Raw genomic sequence first — 23,037 nt, 5'->3', positions numbered from 1 at the left:
TCGCACCTTCTTAGTAAATTAAGCTGTCATCAAGTACAGCCATCTTCATTTCGTATGCGTCTTTGTTGTTTTTCAGACATTCGTCAATCATTTTGATATACTCGGCATCTGACTTTGCTTCGATTTCCATTGTTGGAAATCCATCGTCAAACTTTTCAAAATATTCTTTCATTTTAGCCTTTAAATCATTGCTCATTTTTGACCCTCCATTATTTTCATATAGGCTTCATAAGAGTTCGGACAATATGTTTTCATAAGTGTCAGCGTATCGCCTCCGCATCCGTTGGCAGAGTTTATGTTTGCCCACAGTTCCGAAGCTGTTTCAAACTGACGCACATACCGCTTCATTTCTTTTTCCGTTTTAAATTTCATTTCAATATCTTTGAACTTCTCTTTCAGGTCGGCTGCGCTATTAAACATCTTAAGCTTATCATATTTCCTGTTGTAATACTTCTCTGAATGTTGCCAACTGACTTCACCTCTGTATTTAGGATCATATCCAAGTGCGCCTGATATAAAATCCTGTATTCCACTGGTGTGTCCGGTTACCATTGGATTAATTTTATCTCTGTCTCCGGTGTCTATAATCTCTTTCACGAGTCCTATATCTTTTCTCATCGCCTCAAGGAACTCGTCCGAACTTGAAGGAAGTAACGCAAAATTTGTTTTAAAAAACGTTTCTGGTATTAAATTTGCTGACTTAAGCTTCTGCAGTTCTCCGTAACTTACGTTATCACTTTGCAAATATTGGTCATATGCGTGCCCTAACTCGTGAAACAACGTAGAAAACTCAGCTTTTTCCGGATGTTGTGAGACTGACCAGTGCAATTCTTGGTAGGACGGATGCCAATAAGCATGTGCATTATCATACACAAATTCATTTACTTTGCTTCCGTATTTACTTAATAAATCGGCTTGTAACGGATTATTTTCAAGTTTTTCAATTAATTTTTGGTATTGCTTTGGAGTGAGATTTGATTTGATGTTATCATCAATCAGTGTTCTAACCTCATCTGAAAGTTTACGCCGCTCCTGTGTGATCTCAGGCTGTTCGGGTTTTACTTCCTCCTGCTTTTCAATAGTTTCTTCAAGTTTGACTTTCTTGAATCCAGTAACAATTGTTCCAAGTGTACATCTGCAATTATACACCTCAGAAGCTTTTGCTCGCCAATCGCCTGGAAATTCAATTTCATCACCGTTTATGGTTACAAATTTTTCTCCGTTATTGACAAGCTGACCATTCAGAACCATGTGACTTTCACGTGTTCTTTCGTCTCTTGTAGCAATCCACATTTTCTTGAAGATTATTCCGTCAGATTCAGCTTTGTTCATGCCTGATTGTCTGCCACTGTTCTCAGCAGCAGTAACCATTGTTCTTGCATTTCTAATTGACGCAGATTTGTTGCTTTCGCATACCTTTGCCATTCTGCCGGCTATGTGTGGTATATCTTCGCCCTGTAATATGCCCTGTAACAGCTGAGCATTGACCTGTTTAGCGTTCCAGAGTTTGTCTTTCTGTACATCAAGGTTCTTTTTCGGCGGCAGAATAATTCCTTCCTCTTTTGCAAGGTTCTTGACTGTATTAGCGTCCACCAGCTCGAAGGAGTACCCCTCGACTGGTGACTGCTTTATTACAGTAGCAATAGAATTGTAGCTGTCAGCATATATCTGCGTGGTCTTGTCGTTGATATAATCAAGAGCGGTCTGATTGACGTTTACCATTTCCTTTTGAACTAACTGAATCAGCCTTGTCCAGTGTTCGCCATACAGCAATTGGTTTTTACGCCACTCTTTGTATTCATCGTCAGTTATCTCACCATTTTCAACCTTTTTCAGTTTGGCTTTGTCTTTTCGCTCAAAGTCAGCCATGTATTTGAGTGACTTCTGAATCAGATCCTTTTCTGCCTGCGAGAATATTCCCGACAGATACCGCTCCATTTTTCTGAGTTCATCATCTGGCATTATTCATCACCGCCGTCAACAAACGGTTCGCTTGCAATACGTTTCATTTCCTCTATCTGCATTCTTTCCATAATCTCCGGTACTTCATCGACAGTCAGGAATGGTAAATGTTCAAGCAATGTCTGCTGGTCAAGGATGTTAGCACACATCATTATAGTCTGAGCTTCCTCTGTACTGTTTGCTATTCTGTTTCGTTTAAATTTCGGATAATCATCAATACCTGCAAGCTCAAGTATTCCTTTGACAAACTCAATAATCTGATATTCAAACATATCTGCCTTGTTGTCCAGCTGCTGATACGCTGCGTTAATCTGTGTAGCAGTTACACTTCCTGCTGCTATCTGTGTTGCGTCAAATGCCATAAAGTCATCGAACAGCTGCTTCTTTAATCTGTCGAGCGCAGCATCTGTTGCTTCGTGCGGAATTTCTATTGTTTTTGCTTCTATCTGTCCCTCATCAGCATGAGCAATATGAACCGTGTGAATCATTTCGAGGAACTTCTGGTCATCGTCCGGTGTCATTCCGTTAGCATTGTGAATAAGCCAATAAATGAGGTCGCCCTCGCTGATGTTGTTTGTCATCTTTGAAGCTACAAGGTCATACGCATCAATCGTTGCTTTGTTTCCAACTAATTCAGACTGCTTGTTGATGTTGTAAAGTGGAACAATAGGGAATGATTCGTAGTTTTCACCATCGTATATCTCTGTTCCGGAGGCTTCTGAAGTGCGAATCATCAGTTTGTATGCTCTCTTAGGCTGCAGTTCTGTGAACTCCTCACCGCTCCTTTTGATGTATTCTGTGTATCCATCTTCTTCGTAAAGCGTAATTCTGAGCGGTTTCTTTTCGTCTAACTGCCAGAAGCGAACACCGGCACGAATACTGCCGTTTTCCTCATCAAAGAACGGTACAAATTCAGTGAATGCAAACACATCAATGTGGTCGAGATTATAAAATCCATATGCAACGCCGTGATTTTGTGCAAGTGTAGCAAGCTTGCTGAGTGCTTCGTCCATGTTTGTGATTTTGTTCTTTACCTCGTCACTGTCGAATGTAGCGCCGTTTGAAAGCAGATACTGTACAAGCTGAGTAATGAAAAAGAAATAATATCTGCATGCAATCTTATGGTTCGCTGAAACTGTATCTCTTACCTTACCCACCATGTCCTGAATGTATTTTTCATAGCGCATGATAGTCGGGTTAAGGTGAGCATAGTACAAATCTGCATCAAGTGCTGTCTTGTACTGGTCTGTTGATTTGTGTTCCTTGATTGCTCGCTGAATCAGTGCAAGCTTTTCATTTAAATCCTCGCCTGTAGCCAATAAATCCTGATATGTAATCATGTTCTCTCCTCCTCTTAATGCCATCTCGAAATATATCTTCCGGCATTATATTCTTTTCCGTTCCAGTCCTTTTTAACAAGCTTTCTCGTTCTGACATAATAGCGAATAGCGTCTTGTGCATGGTCGTTAGATTTGACAGGTTGATCTATTCCTCGCTGAGCTGCCTTGTCATCCCAACAGTAAACCCCAAATTCATTGATTGTGTTCTTGCACGACCGGTCGATAGCAATCATATTTTTTTTCAACATTGTTGACACATCAGCTATTCCGTCCAGCACATCATTGTCGGCACTCTGAACGCTGTACCCGCGTTTTCTTAATTCAATAATCAATGCTGCAGCTGAAGGGTCAACTATTACTTTTTCCGGTTTTATCCCTTCTTTGCCATCGGTTTTGCCAAGCATTTCGTCAAGCATACTCACAAGCTCTGACACTGTTTTCTGTTTGTGTTCATCTCTGCCCGAATAATAGCATTCTTTCAGAACAACATGCCTGTTAATTCCTTTCTGCTTTCGCCACATAAGCCATACGTTTGCGTTCTGAATACCATAGTCGGCACTAATGTAAACCCCGCCCTCGTATTCCAACTCTGAAGCATCAATAACATGCACGTTTGTGTCAAACATGTCATAAATCAACCCTTCAGCGGCAACCCACATTCCTTTGATGTATCTGTCGTAAAACACACCGGAAAACATATTTTCTGTTTCCTTGATTGCTTCAGCAGACATGATCGGATTGTCACTCATCAAAAAATGCAGATGTTTAACCGGTTTCTCTCCTGCGTCAGCGGGAATAATCCACTCCTGATTGAACCAATGCAGCTGTCCCTCCGGATTGCAGTTAAACCAAATCTTTTTGTTGTCATACGTCAGCGTTCTTGATATTGCCTGTTCAACGAAGCTTCTCGGCATCAGCGCCACTTCGTCAAGCAGAACTCCTGCAAGCGTAATACCCTGTATCAGCATGTAGCTGCTTTCATCTTTGCCACCAAATAAATAAAACTTGTTTTCTTTTTTACCCATCGTTACAGATAAATATCTTTCTGCTCTGTGATATTTCATTCTGTACGGCAGTTCGTTGTCTGTAACGAGCGGGTTAAGGACGTTTCTCTCCGCGTTGGTAACAGTCTTGCTGCATATTGCAAAAATACATCCGTCAAAGTATTCCATCGCCCATATAATAAACGCCTTGGACATCACGACAGTCTTTCCTGATCTGACGGCTCCGTCACAAATCAGATATTTGCAGTCAGATACAACAAACGACAGTATTTCTTTTTGTTTTTCTGATAACACCTCAATCATCTGACTTCATTCCTTTGATAGCTTCAATAAGTTTGCTGTGCTTTTCCTTATCGTCTGCAGTAACTTCGACCGGTTTGTCTCTCCATCGCTCCGGCACTCTGTTTTTCAACCAGAATATCTGTGCAGTATTGCTCGGTGGAATATGTCGTTTCTTCGTGCATTTCTTGACATTACCCGAAGCGTCCAGTTTTTCTTCCCATTCTTCTACGTCATAGCCTAGCGCTGACTTAAACAGTGCGTTCTCGACCATGAAATCAGCGACTTCCTTGCCTTTTTTTAAGGCTTCAAAAATCTCAATGTGCTTATTTTTCCAATTATAAAGAGTCGTAACTGTCACTCCTATGTTGTGAGCAATCTGCTCATCTGTCAGTCCTGCTCTCGCCCACCCTTCCAAAAGTATCAGACTTTCGGGCAAGAGCCATTCTTCGTACTTCCCCTTAGCCATTTTTCCTCCGTTCTTTTCTCTACAAAGAAAAAAAGCCGCTGAAAACAGCGACTTCTTTTCCTGCTTAAACTAATACAAAAAGGAAACCAAACATATGGTTGATGTTAAAGTTGTCCGATAATTTCTATCAATGAGGCACTTTAAGTATAACACCACAGTTATATTTTGTCAACCCTCAGCGCGTTCAATCAGTATTTCCGTCCTTGGATTCTCCTTGTCGTAAAATACCCGGCTGCCATCATGACTCTGAACTATCGTGTAGTTGTCATCCGATATAACATCATAATGCGTTAGTATATCATCAACAGCTTCGAGCAGATTTGTTAAATCGCACTTTCTTCGTGTCGGCATGTAAAACAGGCACTTTATGTTCACGGGATAATCAATGTTCAGCCCTCTCGCCAGATACAAAAACGGATAGCAGTCTTTTTCGTACTGCAAATACACCTTGCTCGGCGCTATAAACGACCTGTTTCCATGCCGCAGTATCTGTTGACTGTTTTTCTTTGTTCTCGGCGGAAGATTTATTGTGAATTCCACTTTCAGAATCTCGCCGCTCATTTTACCACCGCTTTCAGGAATGCCTTTTCAAGCTTTTTTCTCTTTTTGTGTTCCTTCAGGAACATCTGTGTTGCAGTTTCAATATCTGCGTTCAGCCTGTCTATTGTGACCCTTGCTTTTGCCAGATCATTTATCGTATCATTCACGCATTCTTCGCACGACACTGTGCATTCAACGTGCTTTTCCTTCAGTTCCTCGTTTTCTGCCTCAAGTACTTTGATGCGTTCGGCATTCTGAAGTATCTGTTCTTCAAGCTTTTCATTTTCTGTGAGCAGTGCGAAGCTTCTTTTCTTTTCTTCTTCAATTTCGTTTCTGTGCTTCTGCGATTCTAACTGGATTCTGTCGTGTGCAGCAAGCAGATTGCTTTCAACTTCAGCAAGCTTGTTTTTTAGTTCTGCTTTGTCGTTTTCGAGACTGTCAATTGCCTTCTTGGCAACCTCAAGTTCAGAATCCTGAATTTCCTCTGCTCCTTCATCTTCATGATCCGGCTGAGCATGTTCTTCCTGTCCGCCTTCTTCAAGCCACTGCTGATATCTTTTCTCTGCTGCCGCGTATTCGTTAGGGAACGAACGCTGAAGTTCAATGTACTTATATCCGCTCTTGAATAATTCGGCAATGATATGAGACTTCGGCTTCTTGAGACTTTTGGCAGTCTTGTTGATGTAATTTGACTTTGTATTTGCTTTTATGTAGCCTTCGATAATTTCCTGTGTAGTCATAGTTGGTTTTCTTTCCTCTCTGTTTTTTATACTCTGTTCGATTGCTTTGTGTATGTACGGGAGTCGTGCTTCATAACACCTCGAGCATATCCTGCTTTGTGTTCCATCAAATTTCTTCTGACCGTCAAGCTGACTGCCGCAGAACCAGCACAGATTCAGGTCGTGTCTGTATATCCTGACATCCTGTGATCTTTCTTGATTATACTGGTGTTTTTCTGCTATGCATTTGTTGCAGATTTTGCAACCGTTGTCAGACTTTATTCTTCCGCATCTGACGCACTTGCCTTCTGCTTCACGTTTCGCATACTGCCTTTGCTTCTTTTCGCGTTCCTTTTCCGGATCATAATTTCTTCTGCGGTTTTCAGCATCCTTCTCGCAGCATTCGCAGCATTTCGAGCGTCCGTTTAACGTATATGCATCCTGTTTTCCGCACCGCGCACACATCTTGTGAGCCTTTCGCCAGTGATACGTGTCACGGCGATATTGATTTTCTTCCTCTTTTGTCATGTGCTGTCCTCATACATTCTACAACGCGAAATAAGACTTGATTAATTTTAGAGTATAGTTTTACTACAAATCAATCAGATATGCCTTATTCGCTTTTGTAGTGCGTTTAAAATGCGTTTATATTCTTTTCTGATGTTTCGTTCATCTGAATGAGATAATCTTCATAAAATTCAGCCTTCTTGATATCTTCATCGCCGTTCTTCATCCTTGAACGGAATCTGTATTTGAAAGCGTTGCATTTGCAGAAGCCTCTGACTGCTGAATCTCCGAATAAATGTCTCATTACTTCAATGCACTCGTGCTTGCCTTGATAATGCTTTGGATGATTCACAGCTTCTTCCTTTACGACACACAAGTTCACTATTTTCTCTGCTTCTTCGCTTGTCATTGCTCCAGCTTCAGCAAATCTTTCTCTGAGCTTTGCTAAATCAATTTTTACTGTATTACCCATGATATCCTCCTATATTAAACATTTTTTTGGTAACATATATTCTCCGTCCTTCGGCTTCCATAAGTGCAGGCAGTACGGATGAATGTTGACATATTCAGACTTTGCCGGATGGTACTGAACAACTGTTTCGTCATCATTCCAGAAAAAGTCTTTTACCTTGCACATTTCTTCCCACGTTGGGGTCCTGCGAGGATAGGAAACAGAAACGTGTTCCCATCCTTCGCCGCTTGACCAAACTATATTTGCAGGCTCTTTTTTTATTCCGTTAAGGTATATCGTACCCATGCCGCCGTCTATTCCTGTCTTTACGACTAATAAGTTCGGTATAGACGCTATTTCGTTAAGTGACTTCACAATGAACCTCCTTATCTTGTTCCAGTGCTTCCTATTCCGCCTCTGTCAGCGTTCCCGAGCGTTTCTACAGCCGTAAATGTAACCGGTTCAGAATTCTTCACTATGCGGAACTGAGCTATTCTATCGCCTTTGTGGATGACTCCGTTCTTCATGGCTATTGCAGGGAAATGCCAGATGTCATTGTCGCCGCAGTATGAATTATCAATTATGCCTATCGAATTTGCCATTATGATACCGAAGTTCTTGAAGGTCGAGCTTCTTGGTGCAAGCTGTGCATGGTATCCGGAAGGCAGTTCCATTGATACGCCCAGGCTAATCATAGCTGACTGAAACTTTACGAGTGTTACATCTTCCGCAGCTCTCAGGTCTATCCAGTCACCTTTTGAAATCTTTTCGATTGGCCATTCTTCCATGCCATCATGATACTTGATTTTAATTTCCATTTATTTATCCTCCTGTTTTGATTTAAACGCACACGTGCAATCAGTTCGTGCATTAATTGCACGATGTGCAATTAAAATTCAACTTTTATTACTAAAAATTTGTTTCATCCATTAAAACAGTCATCATAGAGCCTGAAACTCCTAATAATAGAAGATGTGATATATCTTCGTAAGACATATTCTGTTCTCGCATTTCTCTTATAAGTTCTGCTATGTCTTCTTCTATGATGTTGCTCCAGCGTAAACCTTCTTCAGTCAATCTATTATTTTCATTTCTTACCATGCATATCACCTCACCAAAATTTATCTTTCATCAGCTTCCGGTTCTTCATCCATCTTCGCTCCACAGTTTCTGCAAAAATGATCTGCACTGTCATAATCCCACTGACCGCAAAACCTTTTGCATTCACTGCATTGTGCAAACGGTCTGCGTAATATCCAGTGAGCATGAACAACCGGCTTTACATCCTCTGAAGCTATCTCACAGAACCAGTCCACCAAATAAACCATATTGAACTTTGTTCGCTCTGCTATGATTTCAGCTGCTTTCACGGCTTCAATATATTTTGGCATCTTCTCACTCCTCCACCAGTTCTATCTTCGTAACTGTTGTTGCAATATGCTTTTCCGGAAAAAGTGCATTGAAATAAGACGGAACCACATAAAACGGACATGAATCTCCATTTATGTCAGGCTCCGTTTCAAATACACAGCCTTTACAGTTTTCATGTTCTTCGCAATATTTGATTATACGGTCAGTATAATCCTGCATTGCTCTTTCCTTTACGGTCATATCCAGTCCACTTCCTTATCGTATTCCTCAAGCTTCGGACATTCCAGACAAGCCTTTGTCTTTGTCCTTCCGCAGTTTTCGCATTTGTATTCCGCGCAGTTTGTGCAATCCGGATTTCCGAGTAAATCCCTTGGACAGCTCAGTGACTGCTTTAAGCAGTAAAAATTCATTCACTCACTCCTTTCGCCAGTTTCAATTCATTTTGAACTATAAATCTTGAAACTATTTCTTTGTGCTTTTCTCTTTGATATTTTGTGTATTCAGAATGGCAATCTTTACACAAAGGGATTAAATTCCTTTCATCTGCTTCTCCACCGTATTTTAGTGGCAACATATGATGAAGTTCTATTTCTTCGCACGAGCCGCATCTCCAACAAGTTCTGTAATCTTTCAAGCGTTCTTTTTGTAGTTTTTTTCTATCTTTATATATCATTAACTGTTTTTCTGTTTTTTTCTTTTTTCTCGCTTTAAACACCTCCGGAAAATGAGTGTTTACAATATGATATATCGTAGCAGCCCTGATTCCTCTGCCATCCTTGCATCTTTTGTTTCCTTTACTCTTAAAAAGATTTAAATTCTGGATATCGATTGTTGACATAGATTCTTCGATATACAAGCGACATATTTCTCGCTCTCGTTCATCTTCGATTGCTTCAATTCTTTCTTTAAACGTCATAATTGTTTTGGCGTCTAAATTTCTTGCTGTGTTGTATTTCTTTTTTTCACTCATTCAATACTCACACCCTCGATTCCTTCTCTTATCAGCTTGTATCCGAATCCACCTCTCGTTTGCTTGTAATACATTTTCTCGACTGCGTTCAGTTTGTTGTCAGAATACATATATCCATAAACATAATCCATCATTCTGACACCGTACCGGATTGACGTATCTCCGTTCAGAGTGAAGTAAACAAGCCTGTCAGTGTTTCCATATGGCAGCCAGTTTTCAACATATTCTCTCCAGTATGTTTCAAAATCAATCCAGTTTTGCTTTGCATAAATCATATAATCACGCAGCTCGAAGTCGCAGCAGACTATCGGGCAGTTCGGCTCGGATAAAAACCATACTTTTGCAAATTTTACTTTGTCATTGTCTACTCGCTTGCAGTTTCTGAAGTGTTTGCACTCAGAACAGCGATAGTGTTCCGGTTCGTAATCATCAGCTCTCATCCGTGATTAAATCTGAGTATGGCAGGTTTTTAACCCATTCCACGAACCCTACTGACCACTCATCGAGCTTGTGGTTCTTTCTGCTGTGATACATATTCCTGAGTACCGCATAATTCAGCTGCACTGTAGCTTTCTGGTTGTAGCTCTGAGGCAGAAGTTGTATCATCTGCCACCAGATTTTTTTTCTGTTTTCCTTATCTGCCTCTGCCAAATACAACTCTCTGTTATAATTCAACGCTGTAATTGTATAAGAAATCTGGTTGAGCGATAATTCCGTAAGGTGTTCAACGCTGAAATCATCGAGTGTGAATTCTTTGCTGTGTATCTTGTGCATTGTACTGCACGAATTTTTTACTGTTCCAACCTTATAAGTATCAGCTTCAATCCACCACAAGCGAGGTGCTGTAATATCAACCGTGACATTAATCATACGCATGAACTTGCTGTGATCTGAACCGGCAGCAATAAGATTTTTCATCAGCTTGAGGTCGTTTTCTCCAAGTTCATATAGCCCATAATAATCAATAAGGCTGTCCGACTTATCCCATGAGTTCATTGGATTTCTCATGCCACGAATAGCAGCTTTCCACCCAAACACTTCTGTATTTTCAAATTCAATCATCTTTTCACCTTCTTTCTGCTGTCTGACACAGCCTTAATCACATCATTAACTGAAAGCACTTCCGGCTTTTTATATTCAACTTTATCCTCAACTTTTCTCTCAACATTCTGTGGCTTCGGATTATTCTCTTTCCATTCACGTTTACGTTCTCTGCGTCTTGCTTTGTTCTTTCTGTTCTTGCGTGTGGTACCCACTTTTGCATATTTCTGAAAATCTGCTGTATCCGACAGTTTAAATTTCATCTTTTCCATTTATAAATTCCTCTTTCAATTCCTTTATCGTGTACCCTCTTGAATACAGTCTGAGCTGCTGACTTTTGCTAATTGCTTTGCCTGCGTATATCGTAGCTAAACAATCCTTTATCACGCAGTCATCGTGATATCTTTTTGATGTGCGTCTTGTTGACAGTACAGCCTGTTCAACAACCTTTCCGCATATTCTGCAAATTGACTTCGGCTGATATCTGCTTTCATAATATTCACGCAGCTCCTGTTTTTTCTCTGAAGTCATCATTTTGTATCTGTCGTTCTTGTTTCTGTCGCTGCACTCTTTGCTGCACGTCAGCTTGTTGTGATGATTTGTGGTAAATTCCTTACCGCAAATTTTACAATTCAAAACCCTCATGGCTTCCTCGCTTTCTCTGCGCTCGTTTTTGAGCCTTTTGATTTTTTAGTATAGTTTATCAGCTTATTGTTTACACCCGCCTTATTCGGCTTGTCAGTACCATCTATGAACGTAAATGACCTACAAGGATATTCTCTTGACCTCTCAGGACACGGGTGTGAGCAATCTCTACACGTTTTCATCATTCTTCTACCAGTTCAATCTTTTTCTTGACCTCACGAAAATGCTTTTCCAGAAGTTCTATCAGGAACACATGAGCATCGTAGCAATCTCTGTTGAGGTCGTTCAAAAACTCATACGGTATCTCATCACCAGTGTTTGGGTCAAACGTCAGCAGCTCATTTTCCATCTGCAATATACCTATTGCCTTTTCAATCGTCATTTTCGAACCTCTCTTTATACAGTTTTTTCGCTTTTTCCTCTGCCGGAACATAAAAAAATGATGTAATATCATATTTTTTTCTGATTTGCTCTGCTGACCATGCCACAGCATTTGCCAACACAGCTTTATCGTGTAGTTCCAGTTCGTTGTCTCCGTTTAATTCAATCATTACTTTCAGTGCTTCAAGGTTCTGAAGCAGCTGTTCTGCCGTTGGTTTCATTCTCATATCTCCTTTGTGTTATAACAGCATCAACTGTCCGCTCTCCAGTACGGCTATTTCTGCATCATATTCGTTTTCAAGTCCTGTACCTGATATATCAACAAGCTCTCCAAACTCGTCATACACACACGGCCTTGCTGATAACAAATTCTGAACGCCGTTGAAGCGCTCAATCATTCTCGCTCTCGTTCCGTTGTCGGTGTAAGCATTTAAAATATTCTTGTTCTTCTTGATTGTAAACAACTTGTGAAGCTGCTCACCATATCCAAAATGGTTCATGCAGCTATCCCACGCTTTTGGATGTGTTTGACGCAGAATAGACAAATGATTGTCTTTGAACTGTAAATCCGTTCCACACATTATGCAGCCGTTTCTCTTGATCTTCTGAACAGTTCCGTCCTCAGATGTATATTCAATATCGTACAAAGGTGAATACTCAAGGTTGAATTTATGAATATACTCCCAAACATCGTCATCAGTCCACACACTTATCGGAGAACAGTGATAAAACGCACCGTCTTTGATGTGTGGCCTGTGACTTGCAAATATATGGCCTCTGGTCGAAAAGCTTGTAAGTCTCGTTCTTGATTCTGACGCCATCAGTCCTTTGATTATCACATCAACATCCAGTTCTGCCTGCATACGCTCAGAAGGTTCTTTCTTCAGAAGCTTGCAGCAATGCTGGCTGAATTTACATTCCCTCAGAATTTCATAGTACTCTTTCAGCTCATCTTTTTCGCTGTCTGTTTTTGAATATTTCAGAAAACACTCAATGTTTATTCTGTGCGCATCAAGCTTCGATGTTGCCTTTCCGAGTAGAGGAGCGCCATACTGCTCTATGCAGTAAGCAAAACTTTTTGTGTGCCCTCGAAAGAAACAGTTCTGTTTATTCAGTGCATATCCTCTGCGTTTTGCTGCTTCCACGAGTGCTTTCTGTCCTTTGAGTTTTCCGTCCGGCTTCAGAATTTCGTCAAGCTTGCCTTCTGATTCAATCTCCTGTATGAGTTCTCTTGCAAACTCATACCGCAGTTCATCTTCGTCAAGCTTTGTTAGCTTTGTTTCTCGGAATCTGTCTCCATAATGTTGTTTGCCGTACTTTCTCGCAAACTTCAGGCTTTCCGGAAATTCAATCCCAGTGTTACCGAATATAAGATAAACCCTTTTGTGTTCTTCCGGAAAAAATCTTTCAATCAGATCAGCAACGACCTGACTGTCTTTTCCTCCTGAAAACGCAATAGCTATGTTGTGACGGGATAATTTAAACACTTCTGTCAAAACCTCTTTGGCCAGTCCTATTTTTAGTTCAAGAGGCATTTTCTGAAGCTCCCTCACCTCAGCAAAACTATACTTATCTTGAAGCATTAATTCACACTATCCTTCCTGCTCTCAGCTCAGCGACATACTGGCCGTAACTCATTCCGAGTTCACTGGCTCTTTTGGCGTCACGTTCAAGCTGAGATATTGTTTTCTTTTTTTTCGGTTTCGGAACCTGTTGTTCCTTTTTGCCTACCATTTCATCAGCTATACATTCCGGACACATAGTCCATTTTTCATTGCTGCGGAACGTTCTTCCGCATTCCCTACATTTCAAATACATTTTTTAATTCCCCGTTCTGTAATTTCTTGAATTATCAGCCTTAACCTGTGCAATAAATCCCGTTGACATCTCGTATATTCTGCTTGATATCGCAGGATCTATTATTTCAATATCGCTCAGAGATAATTCTGTTGATATTATTGTTGGTTTTCTGCTGATGTATCTTGCGTTGATTATTTCAAACGCTATTCCCTTTTCTGTTTTCTCTGATTTAAACATATCATCGATATACAGAACATCGGCATTTCTTATGCCGTCCATATATCTGTCATATGCTTCGGCATTGTATTTGTTGCCTGCCAGCTTCCTGACTACGTCATGCCATAAAACATATTTGACCTGTCTGCCGTTCTCCATCAGCCACTTGCTGACTGCTGTGCATAAATGCGTTTTGCCACAACCGCTCTGGCCTGAGAGTAGCAGCCACTTTGACAAATCACTTTCGGCGTATCTTACCGCCGTGTGCTTTAATCTTGTCTGCCACTCGTGTTCTGACTCCCTAAAGCTGTCAAACGTCATACGCTCTATTGCTGACTGTGTTATTCCGCTGTTGGCCATAGCCTGATAGCAGCTTCTTATCTTCATACAGCTACAGACTTTACAACTTTCGCTGTAATCGTCTGTAATGTATTCAATTACGCCCTTGTTAAGGCACTTTTTACAGTCGTAGAATTTTAAATCCCCTGGAATAGAGTTATAAAACTTTGCTTTCTCGACTAAATATGCGTGTGCTTTATCTGAAGCAAAATACTCAAGATCCTTGGCTATTCTCTCCTCGTCCGACAGTTTAGAATACTGTCGGGTCGTTTTCGTCGAAGTGACTTGCCCCGAAATTAATTCTGCCATACTGGTCAACAAAATCCCCTCCCTTGTTGCTACTATTGCTGTATCCGTTTTTCTCCCAGTTCCGGACTGCAGCCTTCCAGTCCTTCATGCTGTTTTTGCCTACCTTCCACCCGTTTGATGAATAATAGTCAATGAAGTGCTCTGCATCCACTGAGTTTTTACGCTCAACACAATACGCTTTTACTTCATCGAGTGAGGGCGGAGAAAATCTGCTTGCAGTTTTCTTCTTTTTCTCCTCTTTTTCCTCTATATTCTCTATCCTATTCTTATCTAATCTATCCTTATCTAACCTATCCTTATCTATGTTACTGTTCTGTATCGATTCCGTTACGGGTTCGGTACAATCATGTATCGGAATTGTATCGGAAGCAGAACAATATTCATAAATCCCCGATTTTCCTACAGTCAAGCACTGCATTTCATGCTGATACACAGTAGGTTTATACATGTCTTTGCGTACATTGTTGTGTATTTTCCAGTGAGTTACTACCACAACACCACTCTCAAACGGCTTTATAAAGTTTTTGGAAATCAAAACATTGATGTCGTCATCTTTCGCTCCTACCATGCGCATTATTGACTTCGGTTTATTTATAAAACCATCATCGTCAGCACGCATGGCAAGATGAAAGTATAAGCACTGTGATGTTGCAGGCATTTCAAGGAACATATCACTGTCAATCACTGACTGCGCAAACATTCTCTTTTCTGCCATTTAATCACCTACTTAAAACGGAACGTCTCCGTCTGAAAGGATTTCCTCGAAGTCTCCGAGGTCACCTATCTCTACATTCTCCGAACTGTTCTGCTGCTGTCCAGAGCTGCTGTTCTTACTTCCACAGAATTCTACATTGTCAACCGTAACATCCATGCTGTAGTGTTTAACACCGTTGGCATCCGTGTAGTCTGCATTATGAAGTGAGCCTCTTACAAGGATTTCCTGACCCTTCTGAAAATACTTGCTGATGAAATCGGCCGTTCCTCTCCAAGCTGTGCATCTGATGAAGTCAACCTTCTTTTCTTCTCCCTGTTTAGCATAGCCATCAACAGCTATGCTAAACTTTGTTACTGATATGCTGCTTGGTGTGGTTCTGAGTTCTGGATCAGCGGTAAGTCTGCCCTTAAAAACGCATATGTTCATTACATTATTCCTCCTACAATATCATTGATTTTTGCGAGTGACTTCTCACATTCTTCCTTTGTTTCGTATTTCTCACTGTCAATGTAGTCTCCGTTGATACCGAATGCCACGATTGTAGTGTCGTTAATCATAGCAAAGTTACGAACGTTATTTGCGTTGATTATTGAGTTACCAAAAACTATAAACATATGAATTATCCTTTCTGTTTTCTTGTGCCTGCCTTATCCATGCAGGCGCTACATCTTGCCTTGCTGTCTGTGTTGCTGCTTTCTGATATATGATACATCTGGCCGGCGTTCCACACCTTGCCGGTCTTGTCCGTGTACTCCACGAACGGCTTTCCGCAATCACAGCATTTGTATTCCTTCGCTACTTCTACGCCTGCGTCCTTCGCCTTGTCTACTACGCTCTGAGCGGCCGTCTTGCCATCAGACTCTTCCGGAAGATCTTCACCCTCGTAGATATATAATCCAAGTCCATGACGTGCGCAAGCCTTTGTGATGCTTCTTTGAATAGTCTTATTGACTTCAAACGAAGTAACCCTATCAACAGGGATTGACTGATTCTTAAAATCCATAATCGGCAGATATTCGATATGCTCGATTCCGTTCACTGTAACACCAGTTTTAACCCAGCAAGTGCGGCCGTCTGTGTGGTAGTTCCATCCCTTGTCGTTCTCGTAAATCGTATAGGTCGCATCAGGATGTTTCTTTTTAACTTCTGCCCACGCCCATGTCCATGACAGATACATCAGTTTGCCTTTTGGCTTCTTCTTGTCGTTGACATCTACGGCGTAAAGTACTTCAAAATAATTTTTTTCAGCCATCATATTCCTCCTGTACATCTTCCATGACAAGCGGGCATTCCCTTCCGATATGAGTATCAGGAAATGGAACAATCTCGCTTGTGATTATACAATGTCTGCCGATGAAAAATCGACAATACTTACAGGCTACATACGCCTTTCCTTTATGGTCTACAGGGAACCCCTGAGTAATTTCGGTGACTCCCGTGATATAACTGCTTACTCCTGAGTCAAACATCTTCATCCTCCTGTTCTGCTCTCGGACAGTTTATACAACCGCCACAGCATTCTTCAAACGAATCATATATGCAAGTATTCATCCGTGCATCTCCTTTCTGAACTGTTCATACTCATTTATCAGAGCGGTACGTTCAACTTCTGCTTTGAGCTTCTTGATTTTCTTCCTCTTAGCTTCATATTCACGCCTATTGAGTTCTCCAGTGTGAATTATGTATAATGCCAGCACAGTAAAACAGATCATTCTGAGAAGTGGTATACCATCAATGACATTAAGATATATCATAAACGTCTCAAACATCAGGATCATAAGCGTTACGACTACCAACAAGGTACTAAGCTGCTGTCGCATTGAACACAACTCCTTCCGCTCTGAATCCCTCTGTGATAAGCCTGAGCGCTTCATCAAGGTTTACAAATCTCACTTTCCCGCCATGTTCATAAACCCTTCCCGAACCTTTCCTGCTTCCTGAGATACCTATATCCACTGACCAGTAGTCATCTCCGCATCCGAAATTTACGCTTACTGTGTATTCTGAGCGATTGAATTCTGAGCTGAATCCTGTCTCTGCACATGCCTTGTAAACGGCCTCTGCGATAATGTTCATTTTTTCTTCCATGTGTAAATCCTCCTCTTGATTTGTTACTCTTATTGTGATAGAATATAAGAGTAAATCCTTAAAAGTCGTACCGCTCCACCGGTGCGGCTTTTTTATTTATTTCTTCCAAGTAGCTTATCCAACGATACGTTGTACAAATCAGCTAACTGAAACAAACGGCTGATACTTGGTGCTGAGCCTACTCCGTTTTCATACTGGCTTATCGCGCCTTTTGTAACTGATAAGGCTTCGGCCACCTGTTCCTGTGTCATGTTAGCATCAAGTCTGCAAGACCTTAATGCTTCGTTATATAGCAATCTATCGCCTCCTTATATGTAAACCAAAGACTAACAAGCTGTTACCCCTCAACTGGTTACCGCTTAGAATTACATGGATACTCTTTTTAATTCCATCTCCAACACATTCGCTTATCAATGTGAATCACGGCTTCTTTTTTCTCCTTGTGGTTAATCGGATGCCATTATCATACACCGTTGTTGCTGTGGTCGCCTTTAGTTGACATTATCGAACTTGTGTGTTATACTTTGTATAGCAGATTTGCTATACTTATAGTATAATACAGAAATCTGTATTTGTAAATAGAAAAATTCAAATTTCTGTATTTTTATAAAATATGTTTATTTTGCAACTATTTAACGAATGGGATTTATACAATTTTGACAGAGAGGAGTGCTGGCATGCCGGAACTATCACAAACAAACGTACCAAGATTATTCGAACTTATGAAATCACGAAAACTAACAGCAAAGCAGGTTGCTGATGCTATCGGGATACCTCAGTCAAATTTCACTGAATGGAAAAAAGGAAGAAGCAACCCGAAGTACGCTACACTCAAAGCACTTGCCGATTATTTTAATGTTCCCGTTGATTATCTCACCGGTTCCGAATCAGATGAAAATGCTATTGATCTATCCATACAAGCAGAACTGCAGCAACTTTCAGACGACAAAAAAGCCGATGTACTGAAGTATATAAAATTCGTTCAGCAGGAAGGATGACCCGCATGACCACAATGCAAAAAGTGAATGTGCTTCTCGCTGAACGTGATATCACATTTGCCAAGCTTGCTGAAGCTATTAACGTATCACGTCAATCTGTGATGAACTGGCACAGAGGCTACAAGAATCCGTCTGCGGAAAACATACAAAAAATTGCGGGTTTTCTTAATATAGATGTAATGCTGTTAGCAGATGACGATACGGAACTGTCGTTTGTGAATCCACTAACGGAAAAAGAACAGCTGATAGTACAGATGTATAGGCTTATGAGCGCAGATGACCAGTCGGAGTTTGCTGCATACGGCATGAAGCTCGCACATAACAATTAACACATCTTAAGATACCAGCGTACGAACTGAGCTGTTGGAATATAATATCCGTGGTTGGCTCTCCCGCTCTTTTTCCAGGCAAGACCAACCACTCCATTCTCTATTACAGCTCTGACGCTCGATACATCCATGGATAAAAAATCAGCTACAGCAGATACAGGCAGATTGATTGGGAAATTCTCAATTAGTCTGTCTATTTTTTCATTATCCTGATGTATGAAGTCGTTGATTTTTGAACTGAACATATATTTATCACCTCCTGTTTTCAACTATAACATTTTTGACCTGTCGAAAACGGTTGAAAGCTGGCAGTGAAATTAAGTGAACATTGAAAGAAGGATTTACAATGGCAAGGCCGAAGAAAATACAGCATAAAAAAAGACCCGATGGCACTTACGAAGCAAAAGTGACTATCGGGTATAATATGGATGGAAAACCAATCAGAAAATCATTTTATTCTGCGGAGTCGTGGGAAAAAGCAAAAGCAGACGGTGAACGCTACAAGATAGAACGTGAGCTTGCAGAACGCAGAGGAGAAATCACCAACAATGAAAATATAACACTGCGCGAAATTGTCGAGGAATACAGGCAAATTAAGATTGAGAAAGTCAGAGAATCAACGTATCATGTGCTTTATGGAAACATCGTGAACAAACATATTCTGCCGTATTTCGGAGACTGGAAAATTAAAAACATTCGCAGGGTAGATGTTGAAAAATATTTTATATCGAAGAAAGAAATGTCCAGAGGAACGCTTGTCGCCCACCGCGGCGTATTAAGAGGGATATTTCAGTACGCTATGGATTCTGGGTATTTATACGCAAATCCTGTAGAACGCCTACGCATAGACTTCGGCAAAGAGGAAAAAATAAAAACTGTATTAAACGCAGAGCAAATGGAAACCCTGCTGAAGATATGCAAAGATAAGCCTACATGGCTCAAGGTCGGCGTAATGCTTATGGCTGAGTACGGCTTCAGCCGTTCGGAACTGCTTGGCATAATGCGTGATGACATCGACATCGACAACAAGACTATACATATACAGCGTGCAGTTACTATGATTGACAATCGGGTAAAAATCGAAGGCACGAAAAACAAATTCAGAAATCGTGTAGTACCGGTATCTGATGAAACAATAAGGATCATAACCGGAGACCCAATGTTTGCTGAAAAGGATTTTATTGTAAGTCCTTACGGTGAAGCATACTCAGCCAAAAAGTTTACATATCACTTCACTGAGTTCATAAGGAAGCTGCAGAAAGAAGGATGTGACATTCCGATGGTTACTCCGCACGGCCTCAGGCATTCGCGTGCAACTCTGTGGGTCGCTGAAGATAAAAACATTTTTGCAATAGCCGAAACACTTGGCTGGTCTGATCTGAAAATGCTCCGACAGAGATACGCTCATGCCGATGTCGAAGCCATCAGAAAACAGCTTGAAATTTGACCACGACACTTTCGGTTGCTTACTACGACAAGTTTACGACATTAAAAATGATTTTTCTTAATTTTTCCTCATCGCCACAAATCGACAATTCCAATACATAAAGCATTTACGTAGAATCACAAAGTACATCGATTATAGGCGGGATATAATCGAAGTGACGTATCTGCGCGACTTGCAATACCACTACGACAAAAACCACGACATAAACGAAGAAAACCGCCACTTTTCAGTGACGGTTTTGCACAATATTGGTTTTTGGCCGATGATGTAATTTTTCTTCCGTATTCTATTATATCATTAAATGTTTGAATTTGCAATATACTCTTTTAGCGCACTATAAGTAAATAGTTTTTTAAAAAAATTTAGTAAATTTGGTTTATTATTATTGACAATAGCCTATATTCGTTATATAATTAATGTAGTAACTCAAACGGGTAACGGTGACTTTTGACGTAAGACAATACACCTATAATCAAATTATAGGTCGTTTTTTTAACTTCATTGTAGAGTGCAAAAATCTACAATGCAAATTAAAATTGGCTTAATTAAAAGGTGACACAGTTATATCGTTTTTGTTGGGAAAACATTTTGGCGAATGTTTTCCGGGTTGTTATACACTATTGGCGTAGTATATAACGATTAGATAATATTGTTATACAATCATTATATCATATCGTTGTTTTTTTATTCAAGACATAATATGGTATACGGTATCAGGAGAGGGCCATCTGCTTTGCAGGTGGTTTTTTTCTGTTTATTTGCGGAATCTTCGGAAAAATCCTCGCTTCTGTTCCGGCTGTCCTGTTCCGGTTCTGCTTCTTTCACTTTCAGGTCTTCCAGCTGTTTCAAAGTCTCTATATTCAAAGATTGCTGCTGATAAAAAATTTTTAAAACAAAAAAAGGGGCTGTTAAGAAACTCCCCATCAAAATGGTAATGGGCATCTCAATGAGATACCCATTACTATTTATAAAAAAATTAGCTGCACCACTTGTGTGCAGCTAATTTTTTGTGATATAATCAAGTTGCTAAATCATGAAAATCACTGAGACTAATTATACACCAATCCAGCTGAAATTACCAGTGGATTACGAAAAAATTATTGATATTACTGATTCAGTGTATTCTTTCATGGAAGTTATGAATCATATTGACCTAAACAGATATATTGTAGAGAAGGACTACAATACAGGTCGTCCAGGATATGATTCAGAAAAGCTTCTGAAGATTACACTGTTCGCTTTTATGGAAAACGGATATATTTCATTGAGAGAAATTGAAAAACTCTGCAAAACCGACATTAGATTCATGTGGATACTTGATGATATGAATGTTCCAAGTTATGTTTCAATTGGTAACTTCATAAACAACAGCCTTAAGTGCAGTATTGAAGAGATTTTTGCAGAGATAAACGAATATATTTTTTCTGTTGATGAAGTCGATCTTAATCATATATATATTGACGGTTCAAAGATTGAAGCAAATGCAAATAAATATACGTGGGTATGGAAAAAATCCTGCATTAAAAGCAGAGATAAGACTTTTCTGAAGGTTACTGATCTCATTAATACTATCAATGAAGATATTATGTCATCTTACAGAATCAGATTCGGTACACGCACAGAGTATGCTCCGGAATATCTTGAAATGATAAGGTTGAATTACCTTGAGAAAACCTGCCTGAATCCTGAAGATTTTGTTTATGGCAAAGGTAAGAGAAAAACTCCGGAGCAAAGATATTATGATATGCTTGTTGAATACACAGAGAAAATCATAAGTTATGGTAAGCATATTGAAACCTGCGGCGAATCCAGAGGCAGTTATTCAAAGACTGATCATGATGCGACTTTTATGAGAGTAAAAAAAGACTATATGGGCAATGATCAGCTTCTTCCTGCATACAATTTTCAGTTAGGAATCTGTGACGGATATATCGCTGTGTTCAAAGCTTTTCAGTTTGCTTCTGATATGGACTGTTTCCAGCCGGTGATGCAGGCTTTTCATGACATATACGGTTTCTGGCCCGAATATCCTGTGGCTGATGCCGGATACGGCAGCTACAATAACTATCTTTTCTGTGAACAGCATGGTATGAAAAAATACATGAAATTTACTATGTTCAATAAAGAAACAAAAGATTTGAAATATCATCTTAATCCATACCGTTCCGTAAACTTTAAAACTGATGAAAACGGAAATATGATTTGTCCTGCCGGAAAAAGATTCTTTTTTCAAAGAAATTCTCCTGTTAAAGATAATAAATATGGCAGAACCGAAGAATTCTACCAGTGTGAGAGCTGTGAAGGCTGTGAACTTAGAAGTCAGTGTCATAAAGGCAAGGGCAATCGTATAATCAGGGTTAATGAGGAACTTACAGGATTTCATAAAGAAGTTATTGATAACTTGAACAGCATCCAGGGGGCGTTACTTCGTATGAACAGAAGTATACAGTCTGAAGGTGCTTTCGGTACAATCAAATGGAATCGTGACTACAAAAGACTTAGAAGAAGAGGATTTGACGGTGTTATGCTTGAATTCGGGCTTATTTGCTGTGGTTTTAATCTTCATAAGTTTCATCTTCGTAGAATGAAAATGCTCAAAGCTGCTTAACCATTCTCAATTTAATACCATATTTTGTGCGAAAAAATTTTGAATTTCTTCGTACAGCTTTTTTGCACCCTATTTTCCGCATTTATATGGTTTTGATGTTGATTTCTTGTTGAAATCATATATGTTAAAATGAGAAAACCACCTCATTTTATTACGAGGTGGTTTTCTCATTTTTCGTGGCTGTTTTTTAACAGCCCCTATAATTTGATTTTTTATAATAACACAGAGGATATCTATCGCCTCTATAGGCGGCGGGGTCGTTTCTCTGAATTGCCCCGGAGTTTAAAAGCAGAATTTTGAAAAATAATAAAATTATATTTGTTTTTTGCAGGAAATATGCTATAATGTAAACATACTTTGATAAAACAGTTCTGGAATAGAGCAAATGATTCAGGATAAAACAAATCCGGAATCTGATCAGCATTTCCGCAATACTGATTTAATCATAAAAAAACAGTGAATTAGGAGTGATTATTATGGGTTCATTATTAGAATACAAATGTCCCTGC

37 protein-coding genes and 1 pseudogene are annotated in these 23,037 nt (G+C 40.0%); 5 read left to right on the top strand and 33 right to left on the bottom strand.

Annotated elements, in window-relative coordinates:
* Positions 1-10: 10 nt before the first annotated feature.
* The 32 genes from ACKI39_RS03730 to ACKI39_RS03575 form a co-directional block, all read right to left on the bottom strand.
* Positions 11-196 (bottom strand): hypothetical protein, encoded by a 186-nt coding sequence (locus tag ACKI39_RS03730; protein ID WP_407397795.1) that lies wholly within the window; start codon positions 194-196, stop codon positions 11-13.
* Positions 193-1,962 (bottom strand): phage minor head protein, encoded by a 1,770-nt coding sequence (locus ACKI39_RS03725; protein ID WP_407397793.1) that lies wholly within the window; start codon positions 1,960-1,962, stop codon positions 193-195. Before ACKI39_RS03725 ends, ACKI39_RS03730 begins: the two co-directional genes overlap by 4 nt.
* The gene (locus ACKI39_RS03720; RefSeq protein WP_407397791.1) at positions 1,962-3,302 is read right to left on the bottom strand and encodes a phage portal protein; all 1,341 of its coding nucleotides are present in this window, start codon (positions 3,300-3,302) and stop codon (positions 1,962-1,964) included. Before ACKI39_RS03720 ends, ACKI39_RS03725 begins: the two co-directional genes overlap by 1 nt.
* 14 nt (positions 3,303-3,316) lie before the next feature.
* Entirely contained in the window at positions 3,317-4,609 is a 1,293-nt protein-coding gene (locus tag ACKI39_RS03715; protein WP_407397789.1) for a PBSX family phage terminase large subunit, read from the bottom strand.
* A complete protein-coding gene (locus tag ACKI39_RS03710) occupies positions 4,602-5,054 on the bottom strand; it encodes a hypothetical protein (protein ID WP_407397787.1) in 453 nt (150 codons plus the stop codon). Before ACKI39_RS03710 ends, ACKI39_RS03715 begins: the two co-directional genes overlap by 8 nt.
* Positions 5,055-5,222: 168 nt before the next feature.
* Positions 5,223-5,615 (bottom strand): RusA family crossover junction endodeoxyribonuclease, encoded by a 393-nt coding sequence (locus ACKI39_RS03705; protein WP_407397785.1) that lies wholly within the window; start codon positions 5,613-5,615, stop codon positions 5,223-5,225.
* The gene (locus ACKI39_RS03700; protein ID WP_407397783.1) at positions 5,612-6,841 is read right to left on the bottom strand and encodes an SH3 domain-containing protein; all 1,230 of its coding nucleotides are present in this window, start codon (positions 6,839-6,841) and stop codon (positions 5,612-5,614) included. Before ACKI39_RS03700 ends, ACKI39_RS03705 begins: the two co-directional genes overlap by 4 nt.
* 106 nt (positions 6,842-6,947) lie before the next feature.
* The gene (locus ACKI39_RS03695; protein WP_407397781.1) at positions 6,948-7,292 is read right to left on the bottom strand and encodes a DUF3310 domain-containing protein; all 345 of its coding nucleotides are present in this window, start codon (positions 7,290-7,292) and stop codon (positions 6,948-6,950) included.
* Positions 7,293-7,301: 9 nt separating this feature from the next.
* Positions 7,302-7,646 (bottom strand): DUF7694 domain-containing protein, encoded by a 345-nt coding sequence (locus ACKI39_RS03690; RefSeq protein ID WP_407397779.1) that lies wholly within the window; start codon positions 7,644-7,646, stop codon positions 7,302-7,304.
* Between the two features lie 11 nt (positions 7,647-7,657).
* Positions 7,658-8,089 (bottom strand): dUTP diphosphatase, encoded by a 432-nt coding sequence (locus tag ACKI39_RS03685; RefSeq protein WP_407397777.1) that lies wholly within the window; start codon positions 8,087-8,089, stop codon positions 7,658-7,660.
* Positions 8,090-8,180: 91 nt separating this feature from the next.
* On the bottom strand, positions 8,181-8,372 hold the full coding sequence (locus ACKI39_RS03680) for a hypothetical protein (RefSeq protein ID WP_407397775.1): 192 nt from the start codon (positions 8,370-8,372) through the stop codon (positions 8,181-8,183).
* Positions 8,373-8,392: 20 nt separating this feature from the next.
* Positions 8,393-8,662, bottom strand: a complete 270-nt coding sequence (locus tag ACKI39_RS03675; RefSeq protein ID WP_407397773.1) for a hypothetical protein — start codon at positions 8,660-8,662, stop codon at positions 8,393-8,395.
* 4 nt (positions 8,663-8,666) lie between these two features.
* A complete protein-coding gene (locus ACKI39_RS03670) occupies positions 8,667-8,882 on the bottom strand; it encodes a hypothetical protein (RefSeq protein ID WP_407397771.1) in 216 nt (71 codons plus the stop codon).
* A complete protein-coding gene (locus ACKI39_RS03665; protein WP_407397769.1) occupies positions 8,879-9,052 on the bottom strand; it encodes a hypothetical protein in 174 nt (57 codons plus the stop codon). The genes ACKI39_RS03670 and ACKI39_RS03665 overlap by 4 nt, the downstream gene beginning before the upstream one ends.
* On the bottom strand, positions 9,049-9,612 hold the full coding sequence (locus tag ACKI39_RS03660) for an HNH endonuclease (RefSeq protein ID WP_407397767.1): 564 nt from the start codon (positions 9,610-9,612) through the stop codon (positions 9,049-9,051). Before ACKI39_RS03660 ends, ACKI39_RS03665 begins: the two co-directional genes overlap by 4 nt.
* Entirely contained in the window at positions 9,609-10,052 is a 444-nt protein-coding gene (locus tag ACKI39_RS03655) for a hypothetical protein (protein WP_407397765.1), read from the bottom strand. Before ACKI39_RS03655 ends, ACKI39_RS03660 begins: the two co-directional genes overlap by 4 nt.
* On the bottom strand, positions 10,042-10,674 hold the full coding sequence (locus ACKI39_RS03650; RefSeq protein ID WP_407397763.1) for a hypothetical protein: 633 nt from the start codon (positions 10,672-10,674) through the stop codon (positions 10,042-10,044). Before ACKI39_RS03650 ends, ACKI39_RS03655 begins: the two co-directional genes overlap by 11 nt.
* On the bottom strand, positions 10,671-10,925 hold the full coding sequence (locus ACKI39_RS03645) for a hypothetical protein (RefSeq protein ID WP_407397761.1): 255 nt from the start codon (positions 10,923-10,925) through the stop codon (positions 10,671-10,673). The genes ACKI39_RS03650 and ACKI39_RS03645 overlap by 4 nt, the downstream gene beginning before the upstream one ends.
* On the bottom strand, positions 10,906-11,289 hold the full coding sequence (locus ACKI39_RS03640) for a hypothetical protein (RefSeq protein WP_407397759.1): 384 nt from the start codon (positions 11,287-11,289) through the stop codon (positions 10,906-10,908). The genes ACKI39_RS03645 and ACKI39_RS03640 overlap by 20 nt, the downstream gene beginning before the upstream one ends.
* 190 nt (positions 11,290-11,479) lie before the next feature.
* Positions 11,480-11,680 (bottom strand): hypothetical protein, encoded by a 201-nt coding sequence (locus ACKI39_RS03635; protein ID WP_407397757.1) that lies wholly within the window; start codon positions 11,678-11,680, stop codon positions 11,480-11,482.
* Entirely contained in the window at positions 11,670-11,900 is a 231-nt protein-coding gene (locus ACKI39_RS03630) for a hypothetical protein (RefSeq protein WP_407397755.1), read from the bottom strand. Before ACKI39_RS03630 ends, ACKI39_RS03635 begins: the two co-directional genes overlap by 11 nt.
* Positions 11,901-11,918: 18 nt before the next feature.
* Positions 11,919-13,262, bottom strand: a complete 1,344-nt coding sequence (locus tag ACKI39_RS03625) for a phosphoadenosine phosphosulfate reductase family protein (protein ID WP_407397753.1) — start codon at positions 13,260-13,262, stop codon at positions 11,919-11,921.
* A gap of 4 nt (positions 13,263-13,266) precedes the next feature.
* On the bottom strand, positions 13,267-13,497 hold the full coding sequence (locus tag ACKI39_RS03620; protein ID WP_407397751.1) for a hypothetical protein: 231 nt from the start codon (positions 13,495-13,497) through the stop codon (positions 13,267-13,269).
* A 3-nt stretch (positions 13,498-13,500) separates the two neighbouring features.
* Positions 13,501-14,343, bottom strand: a complete 843-nt coding sequence (locus ACKI39_RS03615) for a DnaA ATPase domain-containing protein (protein WP_407397749.1) — start codon at positions 14,341-14,343, stop codon at positions 13,501-13,503.
* The gene (locus ACKI39_RS03610; protein ID WP_407397747.1) at positions 14,285-15,058 is read right to left on the bottom strand and encodes a hypothetical protein; all 774 of its coding nucleotides are present in this window, start codon (positions 15,056-15,058) and stop codon (positions 14,285-14,287) included. Before ACKI39_RS03610 ends, ACKI39_RS03615 begins: the two co-directional genes overlap by 59 nt.
* A 12-nt stretch (positions 15,059-15,070) precedes the next feature.
* Complete coding sequence (locus tag ACKI39_RS03605) at positions 15,071-15,484, bottom strand: single-stranded DNA-binding protein (protein WP_407397745.1); 414 nt, start codon at positions 15,482-15,484, stop codon at positions 15,071-15,073.
* Positions 15,484-15,672, bottom strand: a complete 189-nt coding sequence (locus tag ACKI39_RS03600) for a hypothetical protein (protein WP_407397743.1) — start codon at positions 15,670-15,672, stop codon at positions 15,484-15,486. The genes ACKI39_RS03605 and ACKI39_RS03600 overlap by 1 nt, the downstream gene beginning before the upstream one ends.
* Positions 15,673-15,677: 5 nt before the next feature.
* Positions 15,678-16,310 carry a Sak single strand annealing protein gene (locus ACKI39_RS03595; protein WP_407397741.1) on the bottom strand — a complete coding sequence of 211 codons (633 nt, stop codon included), beginning with the start codon at positions 16,308-16,310 and terminating at the stop codon, positions 15,678-15,680.
* Positions 16,303-16,527, bottom strand: a complete 225-nt coding sequence (locus ACKI39_RS03590; RefSeq protein ID WP_407397739.1) for a hypothetical protein — start codon at positions 16,525-16,527, stop codon at positions 16,303-16,305. The genes ACKI39_RS03595 and ACKI39_RS03590 overlap by 8 nt, the downstream gene beginning before the upstream one ends.
* Positions 16,528-16,605: 78 nt before the next feature.
* Positions 16,606-16,812, bottom strand: a complete 207-nt coding sequence (locus ACKI39_RS03585; RefSeq protein ID WP_407397737.1) for a hypothetical protein — start codon at positions 16,810-16,812, stop codon at positions 16,606-16,608.
* A gap of 49 nt (positions 16,813-16,861) precedes the next feature.
* On the bottom strand, positions 16,862-17,146 hold the full coding sequence (locus tag ACKI39_RS03580; protein WP_407397735.1) for a hypothetical protein: 285 nt from the start codon (positions 17,144-17,146) through the stop codon (positions 16,862-16,864).
* A 92-nt stretch (positions 17,147-17,238) separates the two neighbouring features.
* The gene (locus ACKI39_RS03575; protein WP_407397733.1) at positions 17,239-17,442 is read right to left on the bottom strand and encodes a helix-turn-helix domain-containing protein; all 204 of its coding nucleotides are present in this window, start codon (positions 17,440-17,442) and stop codon (positions 17,239-17,241) included.
* 381 nt (positions 17,443-17,823) lie between these two features.
* Between ACKI39_RS03575 and ACKI39_RS03570 the strand changes: the two genes are divergently transcribed.
* The 3 genes and pseudogenes from ACKI39_RS03570 (at position 17,824) to ACKI39_RS03560 (ending at position 18,473) form a co-directional block, all read left to right on the top strand.
* Positions 17,824-18,144: a helix-turn-helix domain-containing protein gene (locus ACKI39_RS03570; RefSeq protein ID WP_407397731.1), complete on the top strand. Its 321-nt coding sequence runs from the start codon at positions 17,824-17,826 to the stop codon at positions 18,142-18,144.
* A pseudogene (locus tag ACKI39_RS03565) lies at positions 18,141-18,311 on the top strand (helix-turn-helix transcriptional regulator); the annotation flags it as partial. The gene ACKI39_RS03570 and the pseudogene ACKI39_RS03565, both read left to right, overlap by 4 nt.
* 12 nt (positions 18,312-18,323) lie before the next feature.
* Positions 18,324-18,473 (top strand): hypothetical protein, encoded by a 150-nt coding sequence (locus ACKI39_RS03560; protein WP_407397823.1) that lies wholly within the window; start codon positions 18,324-18,326, stop codon positions 18,471-18,473.
* Here the strand turns inward: ACKI39_RS03560 and ACKI39_RS03555 are convergent.
* Positions 18,470-18,718 (bottom strand): hypothetical protein, encoded by a 249-nt coding sequence (locus tag ACKI39_RS03555; protein ID WP_407397729.1) that lies wholly within the window; start codon positions 18,716-18,718, stop codon positions 18,470-18,472. The two genes, ACKI39_RS03560 and ACKI39_RS03555, sit on opposite strands and share 4 nt — an antisense overlap.
* Positions 18,719-18,801: 83 nt before the next feature.
* On the opposite strand from ACKI39_RS03555, the gene ACKI39_RS03550 reads away from it, so the two are divergent.
* Together ACKI39_RS03550 and ACKI39_RS03545 are read left to right on the top strand one after the other, a co-directional pair.
* The gene (locus ACKI39_RS03550; protein WP_407397727.1) at positions 18,802-19,920 is read left to right on the top strand and encodes a tyrosine-type recombinase/integrase; all 1,119 of its coding nucleotides are present in this window, start codon (positions 18,802-18,804) and stop codon (positions 19,918-19,920) included.
* A gap of 1,033 nt (positions 19,921-20,953) precedes the next feature.
* On the top strand, positions 20,954-22,528 hold the full coding sequence (locus ACKI39_RS03545) for a transposase (protein ID WP_407397725.1): 1,575 nt from the start codon (positions 20,954-20,956) through the stop codon (positions 22,526-22,528).
* The last annotated feature ends 509 nt before the right edge of the window (positions 22,529-23,037 follow it).

The sequence above is a fragment of the Treponema sp. genome, from assembly GCF_045641405.1.
GTDB lineage: Bacteria > Spirochaetota > Spirochaetia > Treponematales > Treponemataceae > Treponema_D.
Note: the sequence above shows the minus strand (reverse complement) of the source record. Positions and strands in the feature narration are given on the sequence as shown.